The organism is Streptomyces amakusaensis (assembly GCF_039532665.1).
In the GTDB taxonomy this organism is placed as follows: domain Bacteria; phylum Actinomycetota; class Actinomycetes; order Streptomycetales; family Streptomycetaceae; genus Streptomyces; species Streptomyces amakusaensis.
Window position 1 is genome coordinate 77,033 of record NZ_BAAASB010000025.1, and the last position, 22,531, is coordinate 99,563.

Genomic DNA, 22,531 nt, shown 5'->3' on the forward strand with positions numbered 1-22,531 from the left:
CGCGCCCGAAGTGCGGAGTAAGTGATGACAACCCCCAACGAAAAAGTCGTTGTAGCGCTGCGGGCCTCCCTGAAGGAAGCCGAGCGGCTGCGTCGCCGGAACCAAGAGCTGACCGACGCCGCGCGTGAACCGATCGCGATCGTCGGCATGAGCTGCCGCTTCCCCGGCGGCGTCCGCTCGCCCGAGGAGCTGTGGAGCCTCGTCGAGAACGGCGGCGACGCCATTTCGGGCTTCCCCGTCAACCGCGGCTGGGACATCGAGTCGCTGTACGACCCCGACCCCGACCACGAGGGCACCACCTACGCCCGCGACGGCGGCTTCCTGCACGACGCCGCCGATTTTGACCCCGGCTTCTTCGGGATCTCGCCGCGCGAGGCCCTCGCCATGGACCCGCAGCAGCGGCTCCTCCTCGAAACCTCCTGGGAGGTCTTCGAGCGCGCCGGGATCGACCCCGCCTCCCTGCGCGGTAGCCGGGCGGGAGTCTTCGTCGGCGCGTCCGCCAACGCGTACGGAGCGGGCTCGCACGATCTGCCCGACGGGGTGGAGGGCCACCTCCTCACCGGCACCGCCTCCAGCGTGGTGTCCGGCCGTCTCGCCTACGTCTTCGGTCTTGAGGGCCCGGCCGCCACCATCGACACGGCCTGCTCGTCCTCCTCCGTCGCCCTGCACATGGCCGTCCAGGCGCTGCGCCAGGGCGAGTGCTCCCTCGCGCTCGCCGCGGGCGTCACCGTGCTCGCCGGCCCCGACGTCTTCGTCGAGTTCAGCCGTCAGCGCGGGCTGTCCCCCGACGGCCGCTGCCGTTCCTTCGCCGAGTCCGCCGACGGCACCGGCTGGTCCGAGGGCGTCGGCGTCCTGCTGGTGGAGCGCCTCTCCGACGCGCGGCGCAACGGCCACCAGATCCTCGCCGTCGTACGCGGCTCTGCGATCAACCAGGACGGCGCGTCCAACGGACTCACCGCACCCAACGGCCCCGCGCAGCAGCGCGTCATCCACCAGGCCCTGGAGAGCGCCCGGCTGACCCCCGCCGACATCGACGCCGTCGAGGCGCACGGCACGGGGACCACCCTGGGTGACCCGATCGAGGCACAGGCGCTGCTCGCCACCTACGGTCAGGACCGTCCCGAGGACCGTCCCCTCTGGCTCGGCTCGCTCAAGTCCAACATCGGCCACACCCAGAACGCCGCCGGTGTCGCGGGCATCATCAAGATGGTCATGGCCATGCGCCACGGGGTGCTTCCGAAGACCCTCCACGTCGACCGGCCGACCTCGCACGTCGACTGGTCGACAGGTGGCGTGTCGCTGCTGACGGACGCGGTGGAGTGGCCGGAGACCGGCCGTCCGCGCCGCGTCGGCGTCTCCGCCTTCGGCGTCAGCGGCACCAATGTCCACACGATCATCGAGCAGGCCCCCGCCCCCGCCCCTGTCCCGTCTCAGGCCCTCGCCGATTCGGCCCCTGAGCACGGGACCACCGCCCCGCCGATGGTGCCGTGGCTGCTCTCGGCCAAGGGGCAGGACGCCCTGCGCGACCAGGCGAGCGCTCTGTACGCCCACGTCGAGCGGCACTCCGAGGTCCGCCCGGTCGACATCGCCCACTCACTCGCCGCCGGTCGGGCATCCTTCGAAGACCGCGCGGTGGTCGTGGCGGCGGACCGTGAGGCTCTCCTCGCGGGGCTGGCGGCGCTGGTCGACGGTGGGTCGGCCACGGGTGTGGTCAAGGGCTCTCCGGTGGGCGGGAAGCTGGCGTTCCTGTTCACCGGGCAGGGGAGTCAGCGGCTGGGGATGGGGCGTGAGCTGTACGGCGCGTACCCGGTGTTCGCGGATGCTCTGGACGAGATCTGCGCGCATCTCGATGTGCCGTTGAAGGAAGCACTGTTCGGTGATGAGAGCGGTGCTCTCGATGAGACGGCGGTGACGCAGCCGGCGTTGTTCGCGGTCGAGGTGGCGCTGTTCCGGCTCCTTGAGTCGTGGGGTGTGCGTCCCGACTTCCTGTCCGGTCATTCGATTGGTGAGATCGCGGCTGCTCATGTGGCGGGGGTGTTCTCGCTGGAGGACGCCTGCACCCTGATCGCTGCTCGTGGTCGCCTGATGCAGGCGCTGCCCACGGGTGGTGTGATGGTCGCCGTCCAGGCGTCGGAGGAGGAGATCCTTCCGCTGCTGAACGATCGCGTGAGCATCGCCGCGATCAACGGCCCGACGTCGGTCGTGATCGCGGGTGACGAGAGCGCCGCTCTCGCCGTGGTCGAGCGGTTCCCGGACCGGAAGACCAAGCGCCTGACGGTCAGCCACGCGTTCCACTCGCCGCACATGGACGGCATGCTCGCCGACTTCCGCGAGGTCGCCGAGACCCTTTCGTACGGCTCCCCGGCGATCCCGGTCGTCTCGAACCTGACCGGTGCTTTGGTCGGCGATGACATGTCGACTCCTGACTTCTGGGTACGCCACGTCCGCGAAGCCGTCCGTTTCCTCGACGGCGTCCGCGCCCTTGAAGCCGCCGGAGTCACCACGTACGTGGAACTCGGCCCGGACGGGATCCTCTCCGCTCTCGCCCAGGAGTGCGCCGAGCGTACGGACGCGGCCTTCATCCCCGTACTCCGCAAGGACCGACCCGAGGCCGAGACCGCCGTTACCGCTCTCGCCAAGGCCCACACCCGGGGTATCGCCGTCGACTGGCAGGCGCATCTCTCGGAGTCCGGCGCGCGCCGCGTCGACCTGCCCACGTACGCCTTCCAGCGGCAGCGCTACTGGATCGCACCGGCCACCGGCCCCGGCGACCTGAGCGCCGCGGGACTGGAAGCGGCCGGGCATCCGCTGCTCGGGGCCACGGTGGCGCTCGCCGACTCGGACGGGTTCCTCTTCACCGGCCGTCTCGGCCTCGACACCCACCCGTGGCTGGCCGACCACACGGTCATGGACACCGTCCTGCTGCCCGGCACCGCCTTCGTGGAGCTCGCGATCCGGGCCGGCGACCAGGTCGGCTGCGACACCGTGGAGGAACTGACGCTGGAAGCGCCGCTCGTACTCCCCGAGCGCGGCGCGGTACAGGTCCAGATACATGTGGGCACCCCGGACGCGGACGGCAGCGGACGCCGTGCGTTCACGCTCTCCTCCCGCATCCAGGACAGCGCCGCCGACGAACCGTGGACCCGGCACGCCGGCGGTGTCCTCGCCCAGGGCACGGCCCAGCCGGCCCAGCCGGACGCGATGCCCGCCCAGTGGCCCCCGGCGGGCGCGGAGGTCATCCCCACCGACAGCCTCTACCCGGACCTCGTCGAGGTCGGCATGGCCTACGGATCGGTGTTCCGCGGCCTCACCGCCGCATGGCGGCACGGCGACAGCGTCTACGCGGAAGTCGCCCTGCCCGAGGAGAACGCCGCCGCCGCGCGCGACTTCGGACTCCACCCCGCCCTGCTCGACGCCGCACTGCACACCCTCGGGCTCGGCGTGCTCGGCGGCACCGACGGCGAAGGCCGCCTCCCCTTCGCCTGGAGCGGCGTCACCCTCCACGCGGCCGGTGCCGAGGCACTGCGCGTACGCCTCTCCCCGGCGGGCCCCAGCGGCATACGCCTGGAGATCGCCGACGCGACCGGCTCACCCGTCGCGACCGTCGACTCCCTCGTCCTGCGCACCGTGACGGCCGACCAGGTCCGGTCCGCCGGCGCCGAACGCCACGAGTCGGCGTTCCGCACCGAGTGGACGCCGCTGCCCGCTGCCCCCGGCACCGAGACACCCCAGGGCCGCTGGGCGGTCCTCGGCACACTGGACGGCATCACCGCCCTGCCCGGCGACGTCGCCTCCTACCCCGATCTGGCCGGTCTCGCGGCAGCCGTCGACGCCGGAGCCGACGTGCCCGACGCCGTCCTCATCGGCTACGCACCGGTCGCCGACATCTCCGCCGAAGCCGTGCACCGGGCCACCCGGCACGCCCTCGAAACAGTGCGGACCTGGCTCGGCGACGAGCCCTTCACCGGCGAGCGCTTCGCCGCCACCCGTCTCGTCGTCCTCACCCGGGGCGCGGTCGCCGCAGCCGACGACGACCCGCTGACCGACCCCGTCAACGCGGCCGTACGAGGACTGCTCGGCTCGGCCCAGTCCGAGCACCCGGACCGGCTGCTGCTGATCGACACCGACGGCCAGGACGCCTCCGTAAGCGCCCTGTCCGCAGCCCTGGCCACAGACCCGGCCGCAGCCCCGGGCACCGCCCCCGCCGCCCTCGCCGGCGACGAGCCGCGGCTCGCCCTGCGCGCGGGCTCCGTGCTCGCCCCGCGACTCGCCCGGATCACCGCCGCTCCGCAGGACACCACCCCGTACGCCCCTGACGCCACCGTCCTCATCACCGGCGCGGGCGGCATGCTGGGCGGACTCGTCGCCCGCCGGATCGTCGCCGAACACGGCGTACGGCACCTGCTGCTGATGGGCCGCCGAGGCGGCGACACCCCCGAAGCGGAACAGCTCACCGCGGACCTCACCGAAGCGGGCGCGTCCGTCACCTGGGCGGCCTGCGACGCGGCCGACCGGGACGCCCTCGCCGCCGCGCTGGCCGCAGTCCCCGCCGAACACCCGCTCGGAGCCGTCCTCCACACCGCCGGTGTGCTCGACGACGGAGTGATCTCCTCCCTCACCCCCGAACGGCTCTCCGCCGTGCTGCGCCCCAAGGTCGACGCGGCCTGGAATCTGCACGAGCTGACCCACGGCCTCGACCTCTCCGCCTTCGTCCTCTTCTCCTCCATCGCCGGTGTCTTCGGCGGCCCCGGACAGGGCAACTACGCCGCCGCCAACGTCTTCCTCGACGCCCTCGCCCACCACCGGCACGCCCAGGGACTCGCCGCCACCTCCATGGCCTGGGCCCTGTGGGCCGACAGCGCGGGCATGGCGGGCGGACTCGACCAGGCCGACATCACCCGGATGCGGCGTGCCGGACTGCCCCCGCTCTCCTCGGACGAAGGCCTCAAACTCTTCGACCTCGCCCACCGCACCGGCCACGCCGCCCCGGTCCTGATGCGCGCCGACCTCACCGCCCTGCGCACCCAGGCCGCCGCCGGCACGATGTCACCCCTGCTGCGCGGCCTCGTACGAGTGCCCGCCCGCCGAACCGCGCGCGGAACGGCCGGTTCCGACGGCGAGTCCGGCCTGCGACAGCGCCTCGCCGCACTCTCCGCCGCCGAACAGGACCGCACCCTCCTCGAACTGGTCCGCCGACAGGTCGCCACGGCACTCGGCCACCCGGGCCCCGCCTCCGTCGAGCCCGGCCGCTCCTTCAAGGAACTCGGCTTCGATTCGCTCACCGCCGTCGAGCTGCGCAATCTCCTCGGCGACGCCACCGGCCGCCGACTGCCCGCCACCCTCGTCTTCGACTACCCGACCGCCGCCGCGCTCGCCGCCCATCTGCGCGACGAACTCGTCGGCGACCTCACCGCCGGCCTCGACCCGGCCGCCCTTCCGGGCACGGCCCTCGCACCGACGGGACGCGCCCGCGCCGAGGACGACGACCCCATCGCGATCATCGCGATGAGCTGCCGCTTCCCCGGCGGCGTCGAATCCCCCGAGGATCTGTGGCAGCTGCTCGCCGACGGCCGCGACGGCATCACCGGCTTCCCCGCCGACCGAGGCTGGGACCTCGACACCCTCTACAGCGACGACCCCGACCGCGAAGGCACCAGCTACGCCCGCGAGGGCGGCTTCCTGCACGAAGCTGCCGAGTTCGACGCCCCCTTCTTCGGGATCTCGCCGCGCGAGGCCCTCGCCATGGACCCCCAGCAGCGCATCCTGCTGGAGACCACCTGGGAGACCTTCGAGCGTGCCGGGATCGACCCGACGGCGCTGCGCGGCAGCCGAACCGGCGTCTTCGTCGGCTCCAACGCACAGGACTACCTCCAGCTCTGGCTGAACGACGCCGACGGCCTCGAAGGCCACCTGGGTACGGGCAACGCGGCGAGTGTCGTCTCCGGCCGGCTCTCCTACACCTTCGGCCTGGAGGGCCCGGCGGTCACCATCGACACCGCCTGCTCCTCCTCCCTCGTCACCCTGCACCTCGCCGCCCAGGCGCTGCGGCGCGGCGAGTGCTCGATGGCGCTCGCCGGTGCGGTGACCATCATGTCCACGCCGGGCGCGTTCACCGAGTTCAGCCGTCAGCGCGGCCTCGCCGCCGACGGCCGCATCAAGGCATTCGCCGCCGCCGCCGACGGCACCGGCTGGTCCGAAGGCGTCGGCATGCTCCTCGTGGAGCGCCTCTCCGACGCCCGCCGCAACGGCCACCCCGTCCTCGCCGTCGTACGCGGCACCGCCGTCAACCAGGACGGCGCGTCCAACGGTCTGACGGCCCCGAATGGTCCTTCGCAGCAGCGCGTCATCCGCGAAGCCCTCGCCGACGCGGGTCTCACCGCCCCCGACATCGACGCCGTCGAGGCGCACGGCACCGGCACGACCCTCGGCGACCCGATCGAGGCTCAGGCGCTCCTCGCCACCTACGGCCAGGGACGGCCCGAGGGCCGTCCGCTGTGGCTGGGCTCGGTGAAGTCGAACATCGGCCACACCCAGGCCGTGGCCGGCGCGGCCGGTGTCATCAAGATGGTCATGGCCATCCGCCACGGGGTGCTTCCGCAGACCCTCCACATCGACGAGCCCACCCCCTTCGTGGACTGGTCGACCGGTGACATCTCCCTGCTGACGGAGGCGGTGGAGTGGCCGGAGACCGGCCGTCCGCGCCGGGCCGGCGTCTCCTCGTTCGGCTACAGCGGTACGAACGCGCACGCGATCATCGAGCAGGCCCCGGCTCCGGCCCTGGCTCCTGCTCCGGCTCCGCAGAGCGCCGACGCTCCGAGCGCGCCCCGCACCCTGCCGGTGCTGCCGTGGCTCCTCTCGGGCCGCACCCCCGCAGCCCTCCGGGCCCAGGCGGAACGGCTCCGCACCACGGCCACCGACCTTGTGACCGCCTCCGGCACCCCGGGCGCACTCGACCTCGCCCACTCCCTGGCGACGAGCCGCGCGGCCCTGGAACACCGAGCCGTCCTCCTCGGCACCGACGGCCCCGCACTGACCTCCCGACTGTCCGCACTGGCGGCAGGGGAGCCCGTACCGGGTCTGGTGCAGTCCTCGGTGACGGGTGGTGGGCTGGCGTTCCTGTTTACGGGGCAGGGGAGTCAGCGGCTGGGGATGGGGCGTGAGTTGTACGGCGCGTATCCGGTGTTCGCGGATGCTCTGGATGAGATCTGCGCGCATCTTGATGTGCCGTTGAAGGAAGCGCTGTTCGGTGTTGAGAGCGGTGCTCTCGATGAGACGGCGGTGACGCAGCCGGCGTTGTTCGCGGTCGAGGTGGCGCTGTTCCGGCTCCTTGAGTCGTGGGGTGTGCGTCCCGACTTCCTGTCCGGTCATTCGATTGGTGAGATCGCGGCTGCTCATGTGGCGGGGGTGTTCTCGCTGGAGGACGCCTGCACCCTGATCGCTGCTCGTGGTCGCCTGATGCAGGCGCTGCCCACGGGTGGTGTGATGGTCGCCGTCCAGGCGTCGGAGGAGGAGATCCTTCCGCTGCTGAACGATCGCGTGAGCATCGCCGCGATCAACGGCCCGACGTCGGTCGTGATCGCGGGTGACGAGAGCGCTGCTCTCGCCGTGGTTGAGCAGTTCGCCGACCGCAAGTCCAAGCGTCTTACGGTGAGTCACGCGTTCCACTCGCCGCACATGGACGGGATGCTCGACGCCTTCCGCGAGGTCGCCGAGACCCTTTCGTACGACAGCCCGACGATTCCAGTTGTCTCCAACCTGACCGGCACCCTCGTCACGGACGAGATGGGCTCGGCGGACTTCTGGGTGCGCCATGTCCGAGAGGCGGTCCGTTTCCTGGACGGTGTCCGCGCACTGGAGGCTGCCGGGGTCACCTCGTACGTCGAACTCGGTCCGGACGGGATCCTCTCCGCCCTCGCCCAGGACTGCGTCACCGACAGCGCTGCCGTTGCTTTCCTGCCGGTTCTGCGTAAGGGGCGTTCCGAGGCGGAGACGGTTGTCACCGTTCTCGCTCAGGCGCATGTGCGTGGGGTGGCTGTGGACTGGGTCGCGTTCTTCGCCGGAAGCGGCGCGCGGCGTGTGGATCTGCCGACGTACGCCTTCCAGCGGCAGCGCTACTGGCCGCAGACCGTTTTGTCGACGGTCGGTCCGGTCGTCGGTGGGCTCGCCAGTGGTGAGGACGCTCGGTTCTGGGATGCGGTGGAGCGTGAGGATCTCTCGTCTCTGGTTGCTGAGCTGGGTGTGGGTGAGGAGTCGCTCGGGGAGTTGGTTCCGGCTCTGTCGGCGTGGCGTCGGGATCGGCGTGTGCAGTCGGAGGTGGATGCCTGGCGTTATCGGGTGTCGTGGAAGCCGTTGGCGGATGTGTCGGGTGCTGGGTTGTCGGGTGTGTGGCTGGTGTTGGTGCCGGCCGGTGTCGATGACTCCGCTGTGGTGGGTGTTCTGGCGGGTCGTGGTGCTGAGGTCCGGCGTGTGGTGGTTGAGCCGGGTGTGGATCGTGAGGTGCTGACGGCTCTGCTGGCTGAGGCTGATGCCGGTTCTGTGTCTGGTGTGGTGTCGTTGCTGGCTTTGGACGAGGTGTCCGGGCTGGTGTCGACGGTGTGTGTGGTGCAGGCGTTGGGTGACGCTGGTGTGGGTGCGGCGTTGTGGTGTGTGACGCGTGGCGCTGTGTCGGTGGGTCGTTCCGACCGTTTGGTGTCGCCGCTTCAGGCGTGTGTGTGGGGTCTGGGCCGGGTGGCTGCTCTGGAGGTTCCCGAGCGCTGGGGCGGCCTGATCGACCTCCCCTCCGTTCTGGACGATCGCGCCGCTGCTCGCCTGGTGGGGGTGCTCGCGGGTCGGGGCCGGGGTGAGGATCAGGTCGCGGTTCGTTCGTCGGGTGTGTTCGGCCGGCGGTTGGTGCGTGCTCCTCGTGCTGCGGGTGCTGTGGGTTGGGTGCCGGGTGGCACGGTGTTGGTCACGGGCGGTACGGGTGCGTTGGGTGGTCGGGTCGCGCGGTGGTTGGCGGGTGCTGGTGTTGAGCGTCTGGTGCTGACGAGCCGTCGGGGCATGGATGCCCCCGGGGCTGCCGAGCTGGTCGCGGAGCTGTCGGGGCTGGGTGTTGAGGCTGAGGTGGTGGCGTGTGACGTCGCCGACCGCGATGCCCTGCGTGTACTGCTCGGCACGGTGTCGGGTTCGCTGACGGCTGTGGTGCATACGGCGGGTGTCCTGGACGACGGCGTGCTCGATGCGCTGACCCCGGACAGGTTTGAGAACGTCCTGCGTGCCAAGGCTGTCTCCGCGTTCCATCTGCATGAGCTGACGGGTGAACTCGGGATCGAGCTGGACGCCTTCGTCCTGTTCTCCTCGATGAGCGGCACGGTGGGTGCGGCGGGGCAGGCGAACTACGCGGCTGCGAATGCTTATCTGGATGCTTTGGCGGAGCAGCGTCGTGCTGACGGTCTGGTGGCGACGTCGCTGGCGTGGGGTCCGTGGGCGGACGGCGGCATGGCCGCCGACGACGCTCTCGACGCACGCATGCGCCGGGGCGGAGTACCGCCCATGGACGCGGAACTCGCGATCACCGTGCTTGAGCAGGCCGTCGGTTCCACCGATGCGGCTTTGACCGTTGTTGACTTCGACTGGGCGCGGTTCGCACCCGGATTCATGTCGGTACGCCCCAGCAACCTCCTCGCGGAACTCCCTGAGGCAGCGACTGCGCCCATCGGGGCAGACAACGGTGACGACCGCTCCGAGCGGGCAGTATCGTCGCTCGTCGCCCGGCTTCAGAAGATGACCGAGGCGGACCGCGAGCCGTTCATCCTTGAACTCGTCAGGGCGCAGGTCGCCGAAGTGCTCGGGCACTCCGGCGCGGACGACATCGAGGCAGGACGTGCGTTCCGTGAGATCGGCTTCGACTCGCTGACGGCGGTCGAGCTGCGGAACCGGCTGGGCGCGGCGACCGGGCTGCGCCTCCCGGCCACGCTGGTTTACGACTATCCGACGTCGGCGGCTCTCGCGGAGTATCTGCGCGGTGATCTGGTGGGCAGTGTGCGGGTCGCTGACACGCTGCTTCCCGCCGCAGTCGCCACCGATGACGATCCGATCGCGATCGTGGCGATGAGCTGCCGCTTCCCCGGCGGCGTACGCACCCCGGAAGACCTCTGGCAACTCCTCGTCACCGGCGGTGACGCCATCTCGGACCTTCCGCTCGACCGTGGCTGGGACGTCGAGTCGCTGTACGACGCCGATCCCGGCGCGCAGGGCACCTCGTACGCCCGCGCGGGCGGCTTCCTGTACGACGCTGCCGAGTTCGACGCCGACTTCTTCGGGATCTCGCCGCGCGAGGCCCTCGCCATGGACCCTCAGCAGCGTCTTCTCCTCGAAACCTCCTGGGAGGCGTTCGAGCGGGCGGGAATTGACCCCTCGTCCCTGCGCGGCAGCCAGGCGGGTGTCTTCGTCGGCACCAACGGCCAGGACTATCTGTCCGTTCTGCTGGAAGAGCCAGAAGGCCTTGAAGGCCACTTGGGTACGGGCAACGCGGCGAGTGTCGTCTCCGGCCGGCTCTCCTACACCTTCGGTCTCGAAGGTCCCGCCGTCACGGTCGACACCGCCTGCTCGGCTTCGCTGGTCGCGCTGCACTGGGCCATTCAGTCGCTGCGGAACGGTGAGTGCTCGCTGGCGCTGGCCGGTGGTGTGACAGTGATGTCCACCCCGGGTACCTTCATCGAGTTCAGCCGTCAGCGCGGTCTCGCGGCCGACGGCCGTGTCAAGGCGTTCGCTGCGGCTGCCGATGGCACGGGCTGGGGCGAGGGCGTCGGCATGCTCCTTGTGGAGCGGCTCTCGGACGCGCGGCGCAACGGGCACCCCGTTCTCGCGATCGTGCGTGGCTCGGCGATCAACCAGGACGGCGCGTCCAACGGGCTGACGGCTCCGAACGGGCCTTCGCAGCAGCGCGTGATCCGTCAGGCCCTGGCGAGCGCCGGGCTTTCGACCACGGATGTGGACGCGGTGGAGGCGCACGGCACGGGCACCCGGCTCGGTGACCCGATCGAGGCACAGGCGCTCCTCGCCACCTACGGCCAGGGCCGGTCCGAGGACCGGCCGCTGCTGTTGGGCTCCATCAAGTCGAACATCGGTCACACGCAGGCTGCGGCCGGTGTCGCCGGGGTGATGAAGATGGTGCTGGCGATGCAGAACGGGGTCCTGCCGCAGACCCTGCACATCGATGAGCCGTCCCCCCAGGTCGACTGGGAGGCCGGTGAGGTCTCGCTGCTGACGGAGGCGGTGGAGTGGCCGGAGACCGGCCGTCCGCGCCGCGCGGGCATCTCGTCGTTCGGCTTCAGCGGTACGAACGCCCACACCATCATCGAGCAGGCCCCGGCTGCCCCTGAGACCGAGTCGGCCGAGACCCCGGCGGCCCCTGCGCGGCTCGCCGCCCTTCCGCTCGTGCTCTCCGCGAAGAACACCACCGCACTCCACGCGCAGGCCGCCAACCTGCGCGCAAAGCTCCTCGCCACACCGGAAGCGGACCTCTCCGCCATCGGTCGCACGCTGACCACTGGTCGGTCGGCATTCGAGGACCGCGCGGTGGTGGTGGCTGACGGGCGTGAGGGTTTCCTCGCGGGGTTGGCTGTGCTGGCTGGTGGTGGTTCCGCCGCTGGTGTGGTTGAGGGTTCTCCGGTGGGTGGGAAGTTGGCGTTCCTGTTTACGGGGCAGGGGAGTCAGCGGCTGGGGATGGGTCGTGAGTTGTACGGCGCGTATCCGGTGTTCGCGGACGCTCTGGATGAGGTGTGCGGGCGTCTTGATGTGCCGTTGAAGGAAGCGCTGTTCAGTGATGAGAGCGGTGCTCTCGATGAGACGGCGGTGACGCAGCCGGCGTTGTTCGCGGTCGAGGTGGCGCTGTTCCGGCTGCTTGAGTCGTGGGGTGTGCGGCCGGACTTCCTGTCCGGTCACTCCATTGGTGAGATCGCGGCTGCTCATGTGGCGGGGGTGTTCTCGCTGGCTGATGCGTGCACGCTGGTGGCGGCGCGTGGGCGTTTGATGCAGGCGCTGCCCACCGGCGGTGTGATGATCGCCGTGCAGGCCTCGGAGGAGGAGATCCTTCCGCTGCTGAACGACCGGGTCAGCATCGCGGCGATCAACGGTCCGACGTCCGTCGTCATCGCCGGTGACGAGAGCGCTGCTCTGGCCGTGGTTGAGCAGTTCGCCGACCGCAAGTCCAAGCGTCTTACGGTCAGCCACGCGTTCCACTCGCCGCTGATGGACGGCATGCTCGCCGACTTCCGCGAGGTCGCCGAGACCCTTTCGTACGGCTCCCCGGCGATCCCGGTCGTCTCCAACCTGACCGGTGCGCTGGTCGGCGACGATATGTCGACTCCCGACTTCTGGGTACGCCACGTCCGTGAGGCGGTCCGCTTCCTGGACGGCGTCCGCGCCCTCGAAGCCGCCGGAGTCACCACCTACCTCGAACTCGGCCCCGACGGGATCCTCTCCGCCCTCGCCCAGGACTGCGCCGAGCGTACGGACGCGGCCTTCGTGCCCCTCCTGCGCGCGGGGCGTGATGAGGTCGAGACGGTGACCATGGCCCTGGCCAAGACGCATGTGCGCGGCATCGCCATTGACTGGGCCGCTTACTACTCCGGCTCCGGGGTTCAGCCGGCGGACCTGCCGACGTACGCCTTCCAGCGGCAGCGTTACTGGCCGCAGCCTTCCTTGTCGACGGCCGGTCCGGTCGCCGAGGGGCTCGTCGGCGGGGTGGACGCTCGGTTCTGGGACGCGGTGGAGCGGGAAGACCTGGAGTCGTTGGTCGCCGAGCTGGATGTGGACGGTGACGCACCCATCAGCGAGCTGATCCCGGCCCTCTCGGCCTGGCGGCGACACGGACAGGAACAGTCGGAGGTGGATGCCTGGCGTTATCGGGTGTCGTGGAAGCCTTTGGCGGATGTGTCGGGTGCTGGGTTGTCGGGTGTGTGGCTGGTGTTGGTGCCGGCGGGTGTCGATGACGCTGCTGTGGTGGGTGTTCTGGCGGGTCGTGGTGCTGAGGTCCGGCGTGTTGAGGTCGGGTCGGGTGTGGATCGTGAGGTTCTGGCCGGTCTGCTGAGCGACGCCGGTTCTGGTTCTGTTTCTGGTGTGGTGTCGTTGCTGGCTTTGGACGAGGTGTCCGGGCTGGTGTCGACGGTGTGTGTGGTGCAGGCGCTGGGCGATGTTCATGTTGTGGCCCCGCTGTGGTGTGTGACGCGTGGCGCTGTGTCGGTGGGCCGTTCTGACCGTTTGGTGTCGCCGCTTCAGGCGTGTGTGTGGGGTCTGGGCCGGGTGGCTGCTCTGGAGGTTCCCGAGCGCTGGGGCGGCCTGATCGACCTCCCCTCCGTTCTGGACGATCGTGCGGCTGCTCGCCTGGTGGGGGTGCTCGCGGGTCGGGGCCGGGGTGAGGATCAGGTTGCGGTTCGTTCGTCGGGTGTGTTCGGCCGGCGGTTGGTGCGTGCTCCTCGTGCTGCGGGTGCTGTGGGCTGGGTGCCGGGTGGCACGGTGCTGGTCACGGGCGGTACGGGCGCGTTGGGTGGTCGGATCGCCAGGTGGTTGGCGGGCGCGGGTGCTGAGCGTCTGGTGCTGACGAGCCGTCGGGGCATGGATGCCCCGGGCGCGGTGGAGCTTGTCGCGGAGCTGGCCGGGCTGGGTGTTGAGGCTGAGGTGGTGGCGTGTGACGCCGCTGACCGTGACGCTCTGCGTGTACTGCTGTCCTCGGTGTCGGGTTCGCTGACGGCTGTGGTGCATACGGCGGGTGTCCTGGACGACGGCGTACTCGATGCGCTGACCCCGGACAGGTTTGAGAGCGTCCTGCGCGCCAAGGCTGTCTCGGCTCTGCATCTGCATGAGCTGACGGGTGAACTCGGGATCGAGCTGGACGCCTTCGTCCTCTTCTCCTCCGTCACAAGCACCTGGGGAACCGCTGGGCAGGCGAACTACGCGGCTGCGAATGCTTATCTGGATGCTTTGGCGGAGCAGCGTCGTGCTGATGGTCTGGTGGCGACGTCGCTGGCGTGGGGTCCGTGGGCGGACGGTGGCATGGCCGCTGACGACGCTCTCGACGCGCGCATGCGCCGGGGCGGAGTACCGCCCATGAATGCGGACGCGGCCATGAGCGCCTTGAGGCAGGCTGTGGGTGGAAACGACGCAGTGATCACCGTTGTGGACGTCGAGTGGGAACGATTCGCACCCGGATTCACGGCGGTACGGGCCAGTGGACTTCTGGCGGAACTGCCTGAGGCACAGCGTGCTCTCGGCCTTCTCGCGGATGGCGTGTCCGCCGACCGTGACGGCGATGGCCAGGGTTCAGCCGAGGAAGATTCGCCGGCCCGGAGGCTGGCGGGACTCTCCGCCTCGGAGCGGGACCGGGTCCTGGTCGATCTCGTCCGTAAGGAAGTGGCCGGAGTACTTGGCCACATGGGTATGGAGACCGTCGGCGCGGGACGTGCGTTCAAGGAGCTGGGTTTCGACTCGCTGACGGCGGTCGAGCTGCGGAACCGGCTGGGCGCGGCGACCGGGCTGCGTCTCCCGGCGACGCTGGTCTACGACTACCCGACGTCGGTCGCTCTCGCGGGGTATCTGCGTGGCGAGCTGCTCGGTACGGAGGCTGAGGTGGCCGTGCCGACGGTGCTCGCGGTCGCCACCGATGACGATCCGATCGCGATCGTGGCGATGAGCTGCCGCTTCCCCGGCGGCGTACGCACCCCGGAGGACCTCTGGCAGCTGCTGGAGAGCGGCGGGGACGCCATGGGTGAGTTCCCGGCCGACCGTGGCTGGGACGCGGAGTCGCTGTTCGGCACGGGACACGGGCAGGACGCCTCGTACACCCGTGAGGGCGGCTTCCTGTACGACGTGGCTGACTTTGACCCCGGCTTCTTCGGGATCTCGCCGCGTGAGGCGCTGGCGATGGACCCTCAGCAGCGTCTTCTCCTTGAAACCTCGTGGGAGGCGTTCGAGCGGGCGGGCATCGACCCCTCGTCCCTGCGCGGCAGCCAGGCGGGTGTCTTCGTCGGCACCAACGGCCAGGACTATCTCTCCCTCGTGCTGAACTCGGCCGACGGCGGCGACGGCTTCATGAGCACCGGCAACTCGGCGAGCGTGGTGTCCGGCCGGCTCTCCTACACCTTCGGTCTCGAAGGTCCCGCCGTCACCGTTGACACCGCCTGCTCGGCCTCGCTGGTCGCTCTGCACCTGGCGGTGCAGGCGCTGCGGAACGGTGAGTGCTCGCTGGCGCTGGCCGGTGGTGTGACGGTGATGTCCACTCCGGGCGCGTTCGTCGAATTCAGCCGTCAGGGCGGGCTCGCGGAGGACGGTCGTATCAAGGCGTTCGCGGCCGGTGCGGACGGTACGGGCTGGGGTGAGGGTGTCGGCATGCTGCTCGTGGAGCGGCTCTCCGATGCCCGGAAGAACGGTCACTCGGTCCTCGCGGTGGTCCGTGGTTCGGCGGTCAACCAGGACGGCGCGTCCAATGGGCTCACCGCCCCCAATGGCCCCTCCCAGCAGCGGGTGATCCGCCAGGCTCTGGCCAGTGCCGGGCTTTCGACCACGGATGTGGACGCGGTGGAGGCGCACGGCACGGGCACCCGGCTCGGTGACCCGATCGAGGCACAGGCCCTCCTCGCCACCTACGGCCAGGGCCGGTCCGAGGACCGTCCGCTGCTGCTGGGCTCCATCAAGTCCAACATCGGTCACACGCAGGCCGCTGCCGGTGTCGCCGGGGTGATGAAGATGGTGCTGGCGATGCAGAACGGGGTCCTGCCGCAGACCCTGCACGTCGACGCTCCGACTCCTCAGGTCGACTGGGAGGCCGGTGACATCTCCCTGCTGACGGAGGCGGTGGAGTGGCCGGAGACCGGCCGTCCGCGCCGGGCAGCCGTGTCGTCGTTCGGTGTGAGCGGTACGAATGCCCACACCATCCTGGAGCAGGCCCCGGCCGTTGCCGGGACGGCTTTGACCTCGGTTGATCAGCCGGATAGCGGCAGGTCCGAGGGCATCCCCGCGACGACCGCGTGGGTTCTTTCCGGCCGGACCGAGGCGGCCCTGAGCGAGCAGGCGGAGCGTCTGCACGGCCGTCTCGTGGCCGACAGCGCGGTCCGCCCGGTGGATGTCGGACTCTCCCTCGCGACCGGACGGGCGGCGCTCGATCACCGTGCGGTGCTCGTCGCCGCCGACCGGGACGGATTCCTGGCGGAACTCACCGCACTGGCCACGGGAGACCACTCTGCAGAGACGATTCGGGGCATCGTGAACCCCGACCACCAGGTGGCGTTCCTGTTCACCGGCCAGGGGAGTCAGCGGCTGGGGATGGGCCGTGAGCTGTATGAGGTGTATCCGGCCTTCGCGGACGCTCTGGACGCGGTGTGTGCCGGGTTCGCCGGCGATCTGTCGCTGAAGGAAGCACTGTTCGGTGATGAGAGCGGTGCTCTCGACCAGACGGCGGTGACGCAGCCCGCGCTGTTCGCGGTCGAGGTTGCCCTCTTCCGGCTCCTGGAGAGCTGGGGCGTACGCCCCGACTTCCTGTCCGGTCATTCGATCGGTGAGATCGCGGCTGCGCATGTGGCGGGGGTGTTCTCGCTGGAGGACGCCTGCACCCTGGTCGCGGCGCGTGGCCGGTTGATGGAGGCGCTGCCCACCGGCGGTGTGATGATCGCCGTCCAGGCCTCGGAGGACGAGATCCTCCCGCTCCTGACCGACCGGGTGAGCATCGCCGCGATCAACGGTCCGCAGTCGGTGGTCATCGCGGGTGACGAGAGCGCTGCTCTCGCCGTGGTCGAGCAGTTCGCCGACCGCAAGTCCAAGCGTCTTACGGTCAGCCACGCGTTCCACTCGCCGCACATGGACGGCATGCTCGCCGACTTCCGCGAAGTCGCCGAGGGACTCTCGTACGACAGCCCGACGATCCCGGTCGTCTCCAACCTCACCGGCGCCCTCGTCACGGACGAGATGGGCTCGGCGGACTTCTGGGTACGCCACGTCCGTGAGGCCGTCCGCTTCCTCGACGGCGTCCGCGCCCTCGAAGCCGCCGGAGTCACCTCGTACGTGGAACTCGGCCCGGACGGAGTCCTCTCCGCCCTCGCCCAGGACTGCGTCAAGCACGCTGAGGCCGCCGCCTTCCTGCCGGTTCTGCGCAAGGGCAGGCCGGAGGCCGAGACGGTGACGTCGGCCCTGGCCAGGGCATATACGCGGGGCATCGCCGTCGACTGGACGGCGTATTTCGCGGGCACCGGCGCACAGCGGGTCGATCTGCCGACGTACGCCTTCCAGCGGGAGCGGTACTGGATCGACTCGTTCGCCGAGTTCGACGACGTTGCCTCGGTCGGTATCGGCAAGGCCGGGCATCCGCTGCTGGGGGCGGCGGTCGAGCTGCCGGACTCGGACGGGTTCCTCTTCACGGGCCGGCTCTCGCTCCGTACGCACGGCTGGCTCGCCGACCACATGGTGGCCGACACCGTCGTGGTTCCCGGCGCGGCCTTCATCGAGCTGGCGGTGCGCGCCGGTGACGAGGTCGGCTGTGACACGGTGGACGAGTTGACGCTCGAAGCGCCGCTCGTGCTCCCCGAGAAGGGAGCCGTACAGCTGCGCCTCACCGTGGGCGCGGCGGACGGGACCGGGCGGCGCGCGGTACAGGCGCACAGCAGGGTCGAGCCCGAGGGCGGGAACGAACTCGCGGGTGGCGCGTGGTCGCGCAATGCCATGGGCTTCCTCTCTGCCGGGGGCGGCGCGGCGGACGCCGACGGTCCGCAGGAGTCGGCGCAGTGGCCGCCCGCCGGGGCCCGGCCGGTCTCCGTCGACGCGGTGCGCGAGTGTCTGACGGCCGCCGGTCTCCACCACGGGCCGGCCTTCCGGACCCTGACCCAGGTGTGGACGCGCGGTGCGGAGCTTTACGCTGAGGCGAGGCTCTCCGAGGAGCAGCACATCTCGGCCGGGCGGTTCTCGCTCCACCCGGCGCTCCTCGACGCCGCGTCGCAGGCGCTCGCGGCCACTGCCGAGGACACGGCCACGGGTCGGCTGCCCGTCGCCTGGCGCGGTGTGCGGCTGCACGCCGTCGGGGCCGACGTCCTGCGGCTGAGCCTCACCCCGGGCGGCCAGGACACCGTTTCCGTCGCCCTGAGCGACGAGAAGGGGGTGCCGGTCGGCTCGGTCGAAGCGCTGGTGACGGAGGAGGTCGACGCCGAACGGTTCGCGGTGGCGTCCGCGGTGACGCCCGCCGGGGCCGACGACTCGCTGTTCCGGCTCGACTGGGTGCCCACCCGGGCACCTGGACATCAGGGGCTCATGAACCTCGCCGTCGTCGGGGACGCAGACGGCGACCGTTCGCTGCTCGCCGGGCTGACGGCTGCCGGGCTCACCGCCGACGCGTACGACGACCTGGCCGCGCTCGACGCGGCGGTCGCGGCCGGACGCCCGGTGCCGGACACGGTTCTCGTACCGTTCATCGCGGACCGGGCGCGGCCCCTCTCCGCCGACACGGCCACGGAGGCCGCGCACCTCGCGCGGGAAGTGCGCGAGGTCGCGCACCGGGCGCTGGGGCTCGTACGCGGCTGGCTGGAGAGCGCCCGGTTCGCCGGCGCGCGGCTGGCCGTCGTCACCAGCGGCGCGGTGGCCACCGACGAGGAGACGGACGTCGATCTGGCGCACGCTCCGGTGTGGGGGCTGCTGCGCGCGGCGCAGACGGAGAACCCGGACCGTTTCGTACTCGTCGACCTCGATCCCGGTCGCGCGGACTCGGCCGCCGGCTCCTGCCGGGCACTGCCGGGGGTCCTCGCCTCCGCCGAGCCCGAGACGGCCGTACGCGGCGGTGCGCCGTACGTACCGAGGCTGGCCAGGACGAGCGGCGGTACGGGCCTCGGTACGGGCCTCGGTACGGGGCCAGGTACGGGCCTCCCGGCCACGACGGCCCGCCGGATCGACCCGGAGGGCACGGTGCTGATCACCGGTGCGAGCGGCGGGCTGGCCGGGCTCTTCGCCCGGCACCTGGTCGCGGAGCACGGCGTACGGCATCTGCTGCTCACCAGCCGGCGGGGCGGGCGGGCCGACGGCGCGGCCGAACTGACGGCGGAACTGAGGGAGCTGGGGGCCGAGGCGACCTGGGCGGCGTGCGACGTGGCCGACCGGGACGCGCTGGCCGGGCTGCTGGAGTCCGTGCCGGAAAGCCGTCCGCTGACGGCTGTCGTGCACACCGCGGCCGTACTGGACGACGGAGTCGTGGATCTGCTCACTCCGGAGCGAATGGACCTGGTCCTGCGGCCGAAGGCCGAGGCGGCGCTGCATCTGCACGAGCTGACGCGCGATCTCGATCTGTCGGCGTTCATCCTGTTCTCGGCCGCGGCGGGCACACTGGGCGGCGCGGGACAGGCCAACTACGCGACGGCCAATGTGTTCCTCGACGCGCTCGCCCGGCACCGCAGGGCGCGCGGACTCACCGCGCTCTCCCTGGCCTGGGGCATGTGGGCCGAGGAGAAGGGCATGGCGGGCCGGCTGACCGAGGCGGAGCGGAGCAGGGCCGCCAGGGGCGGTGTCGCACCGCTGTCGGCGGCGGAGGGCCTCGCGCTCTTCGACACCGCCGTCACGATGGACGAGGCCGTACTCCTGCCGGTCGGAATCCACTCCGCGACCCTGCGGGCACGGGCCGCCGACGGCGGCGTCCTGCCGATGTTCCGCTCCCTGGTACGGACCCCGGCGCGCAGGTCGGTGCGGAGCGCGAGCCGCACGAACGCGGCGAACGCGGCGACGAACGCGACGGCTGGCGGCACGGGGGAGCGCACGCTCGCCGACCGGCTGGCCGAGCTGTCGGCCGCCGAACGGGAGCGGACCGTACTGGATCTGGTACGGGGTCAGGTAGCCGCCGTGCTCGGATACAAGTCGGCCGAGGCCATCGGCGGCGGGCAGGCCTTCAAGGAGCTGGGCTTCGACTCGCTGACGGCGGTCGAGCTGCGCAACCGGCTGGTGGCCGCCAGCGGCCTGCGGCTCCAGGCCACCCTGGTCTACGATCACCCCAACCCGGCCGCGCTCGCCGAGCACCTGCTGAGCGAGGTGGCCCCGGAACCGGTCGAGCGCAAGCTCTCCGTCATGGAGGAACTCGACCGGCTGGAGAGCACCTTCTCCTCGCTGGCACCCGAGGAACTGTCGGCCACGGTCGGCGACGAGGCCGCGCACGCGCGGGTGGCGGTGCGCCTCCAGGCCCTGCTGAGCCAGTGGAACGACGCCCGGGCGGCGGACGGCGACGGCGGGGCCAAGGAGATCGAGGACGCGAGCGACGACGAGCTGTTCGCCCTCATCGACCAGAAGTTCGGCCAGGGGTGACCCGGAAGCCGGACGTACCGCCGGGAGCCCGGCGGTACGTCCGGCACCGGACCCCGAATTCAGGAACCAGGATCTGACGCCTCAGGTCTTGGACCGAGAGACCTGAGACACCTGAGACACCCCAAGACATTCCGAGCGCGTGCGAATACCTCCACGATCTCGACCATGCGAATAGGTGAAGCGCCAGTGGCGAACGAAGCAAAGCTCCGCGAGTACCTCAAGAAGGTCACGACGGATCTCAATGAGGCACACGGACGGCTGCGGGAAATCGAGAGCCAGGCCCATGAGCCCATCGCCATTACGGCGATCAGCTGCCGTTTCCCGGGCGGTGTGAACTCTCCCGAGGAACTCTGGGAACTGATCGTCTCCGGCGGGGACGCACTCACCGAATTCCCGGCGGACCGGGGCTGGGACCTCGACAATCTCTTCTCGGACGACCCCGACGACCAGGGCACGTCGGTCACCCGCGAGGGCGGGTTCCTCCGTGACGCCTCCTCGTTCGACGCCGCGTTCTTCGGGATCTCGCCGCGTGAGGCGATGGCGATGGACCCTCAGCAGCGTCTTCTCCTCGAAACCTCGTGGGAGGCGTTCGAGCGGGCGGGTATCGACCCCTCGTCCCTGCGCGGCAGCCAGGCGGGTGTCTTCGTCGGCATCAACGGCTCCGACTACCTCACCCCGCTCCTGGAGGCGTCTGAGGACTACGCGGGCCATCTGGGCACCGGCAACGCTGCCAGTGTGATGTCCGGCCGGCTCTCGTACACCTTCGGTCTCGAAGGCCCGGCGGTCACCGTCGACACCGCCTGCTCGGCCTCGCTCGTCGCGCTGCATCTGGCGGCGCAGGCGCTGCGCAACGGCGAATGCTCCCTCGCGCTCGCGGGCGGCGTCCATGTGATGTCCACGCCTGGACTCTTCGTCGAGTTCAGCAAGCAGCGCGGACTGTCCGCGGACGGGCGCTGCAAGGCCTTCGCGGCGGGAGCCGACGGATTCGGCCCGGCGGAAGGCGTGGGAGTGCTGCTCCTTGAGCGGCTCTCCGACGCGCGGCGCAACGGTCATCCGGTCCTTGCCCTGGTACGCGGTTCGGCGATCAATCAGGACGGCGCTTCGAACGGTCTGACGGCCCCCAACGGGCCGTCGCAGCAGCGCGTCATCCGCCAGGCCCTGGCCAATGCCCGGCTCTCCGCCGACCAGGTCGACGCCGTCGAGGCCCACGGCACCGGCACCAGCCTCGGCGACCCCATCGAGGCCCAGGCTCTGATCGCCACCTACGGCCAGGACCGTGCCGGCGGACAGCCGCTGCTGCTGGGCTCGGTGAAGTCGAACATCGGCCACACCCAGGCCGCCGCCGGAGTCGCCGGCGTCATCAAGATGGTCATGGCCATGCGCCACGGCGTGCTGCCGAAGAGCCTGCACATCGACGAGCCCTCGCCCCATGTGGACTGGTCGGAGGGCTCGGTCTCCCTGCTCACCGAGCCGACGGCCTGGCCCGAGACCACACATCCCCGTCGTGCGGGTGTGTCGTCGTTCGGTTTCAGTGGGACGAACGCGCATGTGATTGTGGAGCAGGCTCCGGTGGAGGAGTCGGCTGAGGTGGTGGAGCCGGGTTCCGACCTGTCGGTTGTTCCGTGGGTGTTGTCGGGGCGTAGTGCGGTGGCGTTGCGTGGGCAGGCGGAGCGGTTGTCGGGGTGGTTGTCGGCTGTTCCCGATGCTGGTGTGGTGGATGTGGGGTGGTCGTTGGCGTCGTCGCGTGCGGGTTTGGATCATCGTGCGGTGGTGCTGGCGGATCATGTGGCGGGTGTGGGGGCGGTGGCGTCGGGTTCGCTCGCTGCTGGTGTGGTGAGTGGTTCGGTGGTGTCGGGGAAGACGGTGTTCGTGTTCCCGGGGCAGGGTTCGCAGTGGGTGGGGATGGCTGCGGGCCTGTTGGACGCTTCGCCGGTGTTCGCTGCCCGGGTGGATGAGTGTGCGAAGGCGCTGGAGCCGTTCACGGACTGGTCGCTGAGCGATGTCCTGCGGGGTGTCGACGGCGCTCCGTCGTTGGAGCGTGTGGATGTGGTGCAGCCGGCGCTGTTCGCGGTGATGGTGTCGCTGGCTGAGGTCTGGCGCGCTGCCGGGGTGCGCCCGGGTGCGGTGGTCGGTCACTCTCAGGGTGAGATCGCGGCTGCGTGTGTGGCGGGGATTCTGTCGTTGGAGGATGCGGCTCGGGTGGTCGCGTTGCGGAGTCGGGCGATCGGTGGGG

At 70.7% G+C, this 22,531-nt stretch carries 2 protein-coding genes; both read left to right on the forward strand.

The genetic code is table 11. The annotated features are described in order from the left end of the window. Nucleotides 1-24 precede the first annotated feature (24 nt). A complete protein-coding gene (locus tag ABD371_RS31715) occupies nt 25-20,298 on the forward strand; it encodes a type I polyketide synthase (RefSeq protein ID WP_344484721.1) in 20,274 nt (6,757 codons plus the stop codon). A gap of 165 nt (nt 20,299-20,463) precedes the next feature. Further along, nucleotides 20,464-22,531, forward strand: a 2,068-nt coding sequence (locus tag ABD371_RS31720) for a type I polyketide synthase (protein ID WP_381735653.1), incomplete at its 3' end; no start/stop codon positions are given.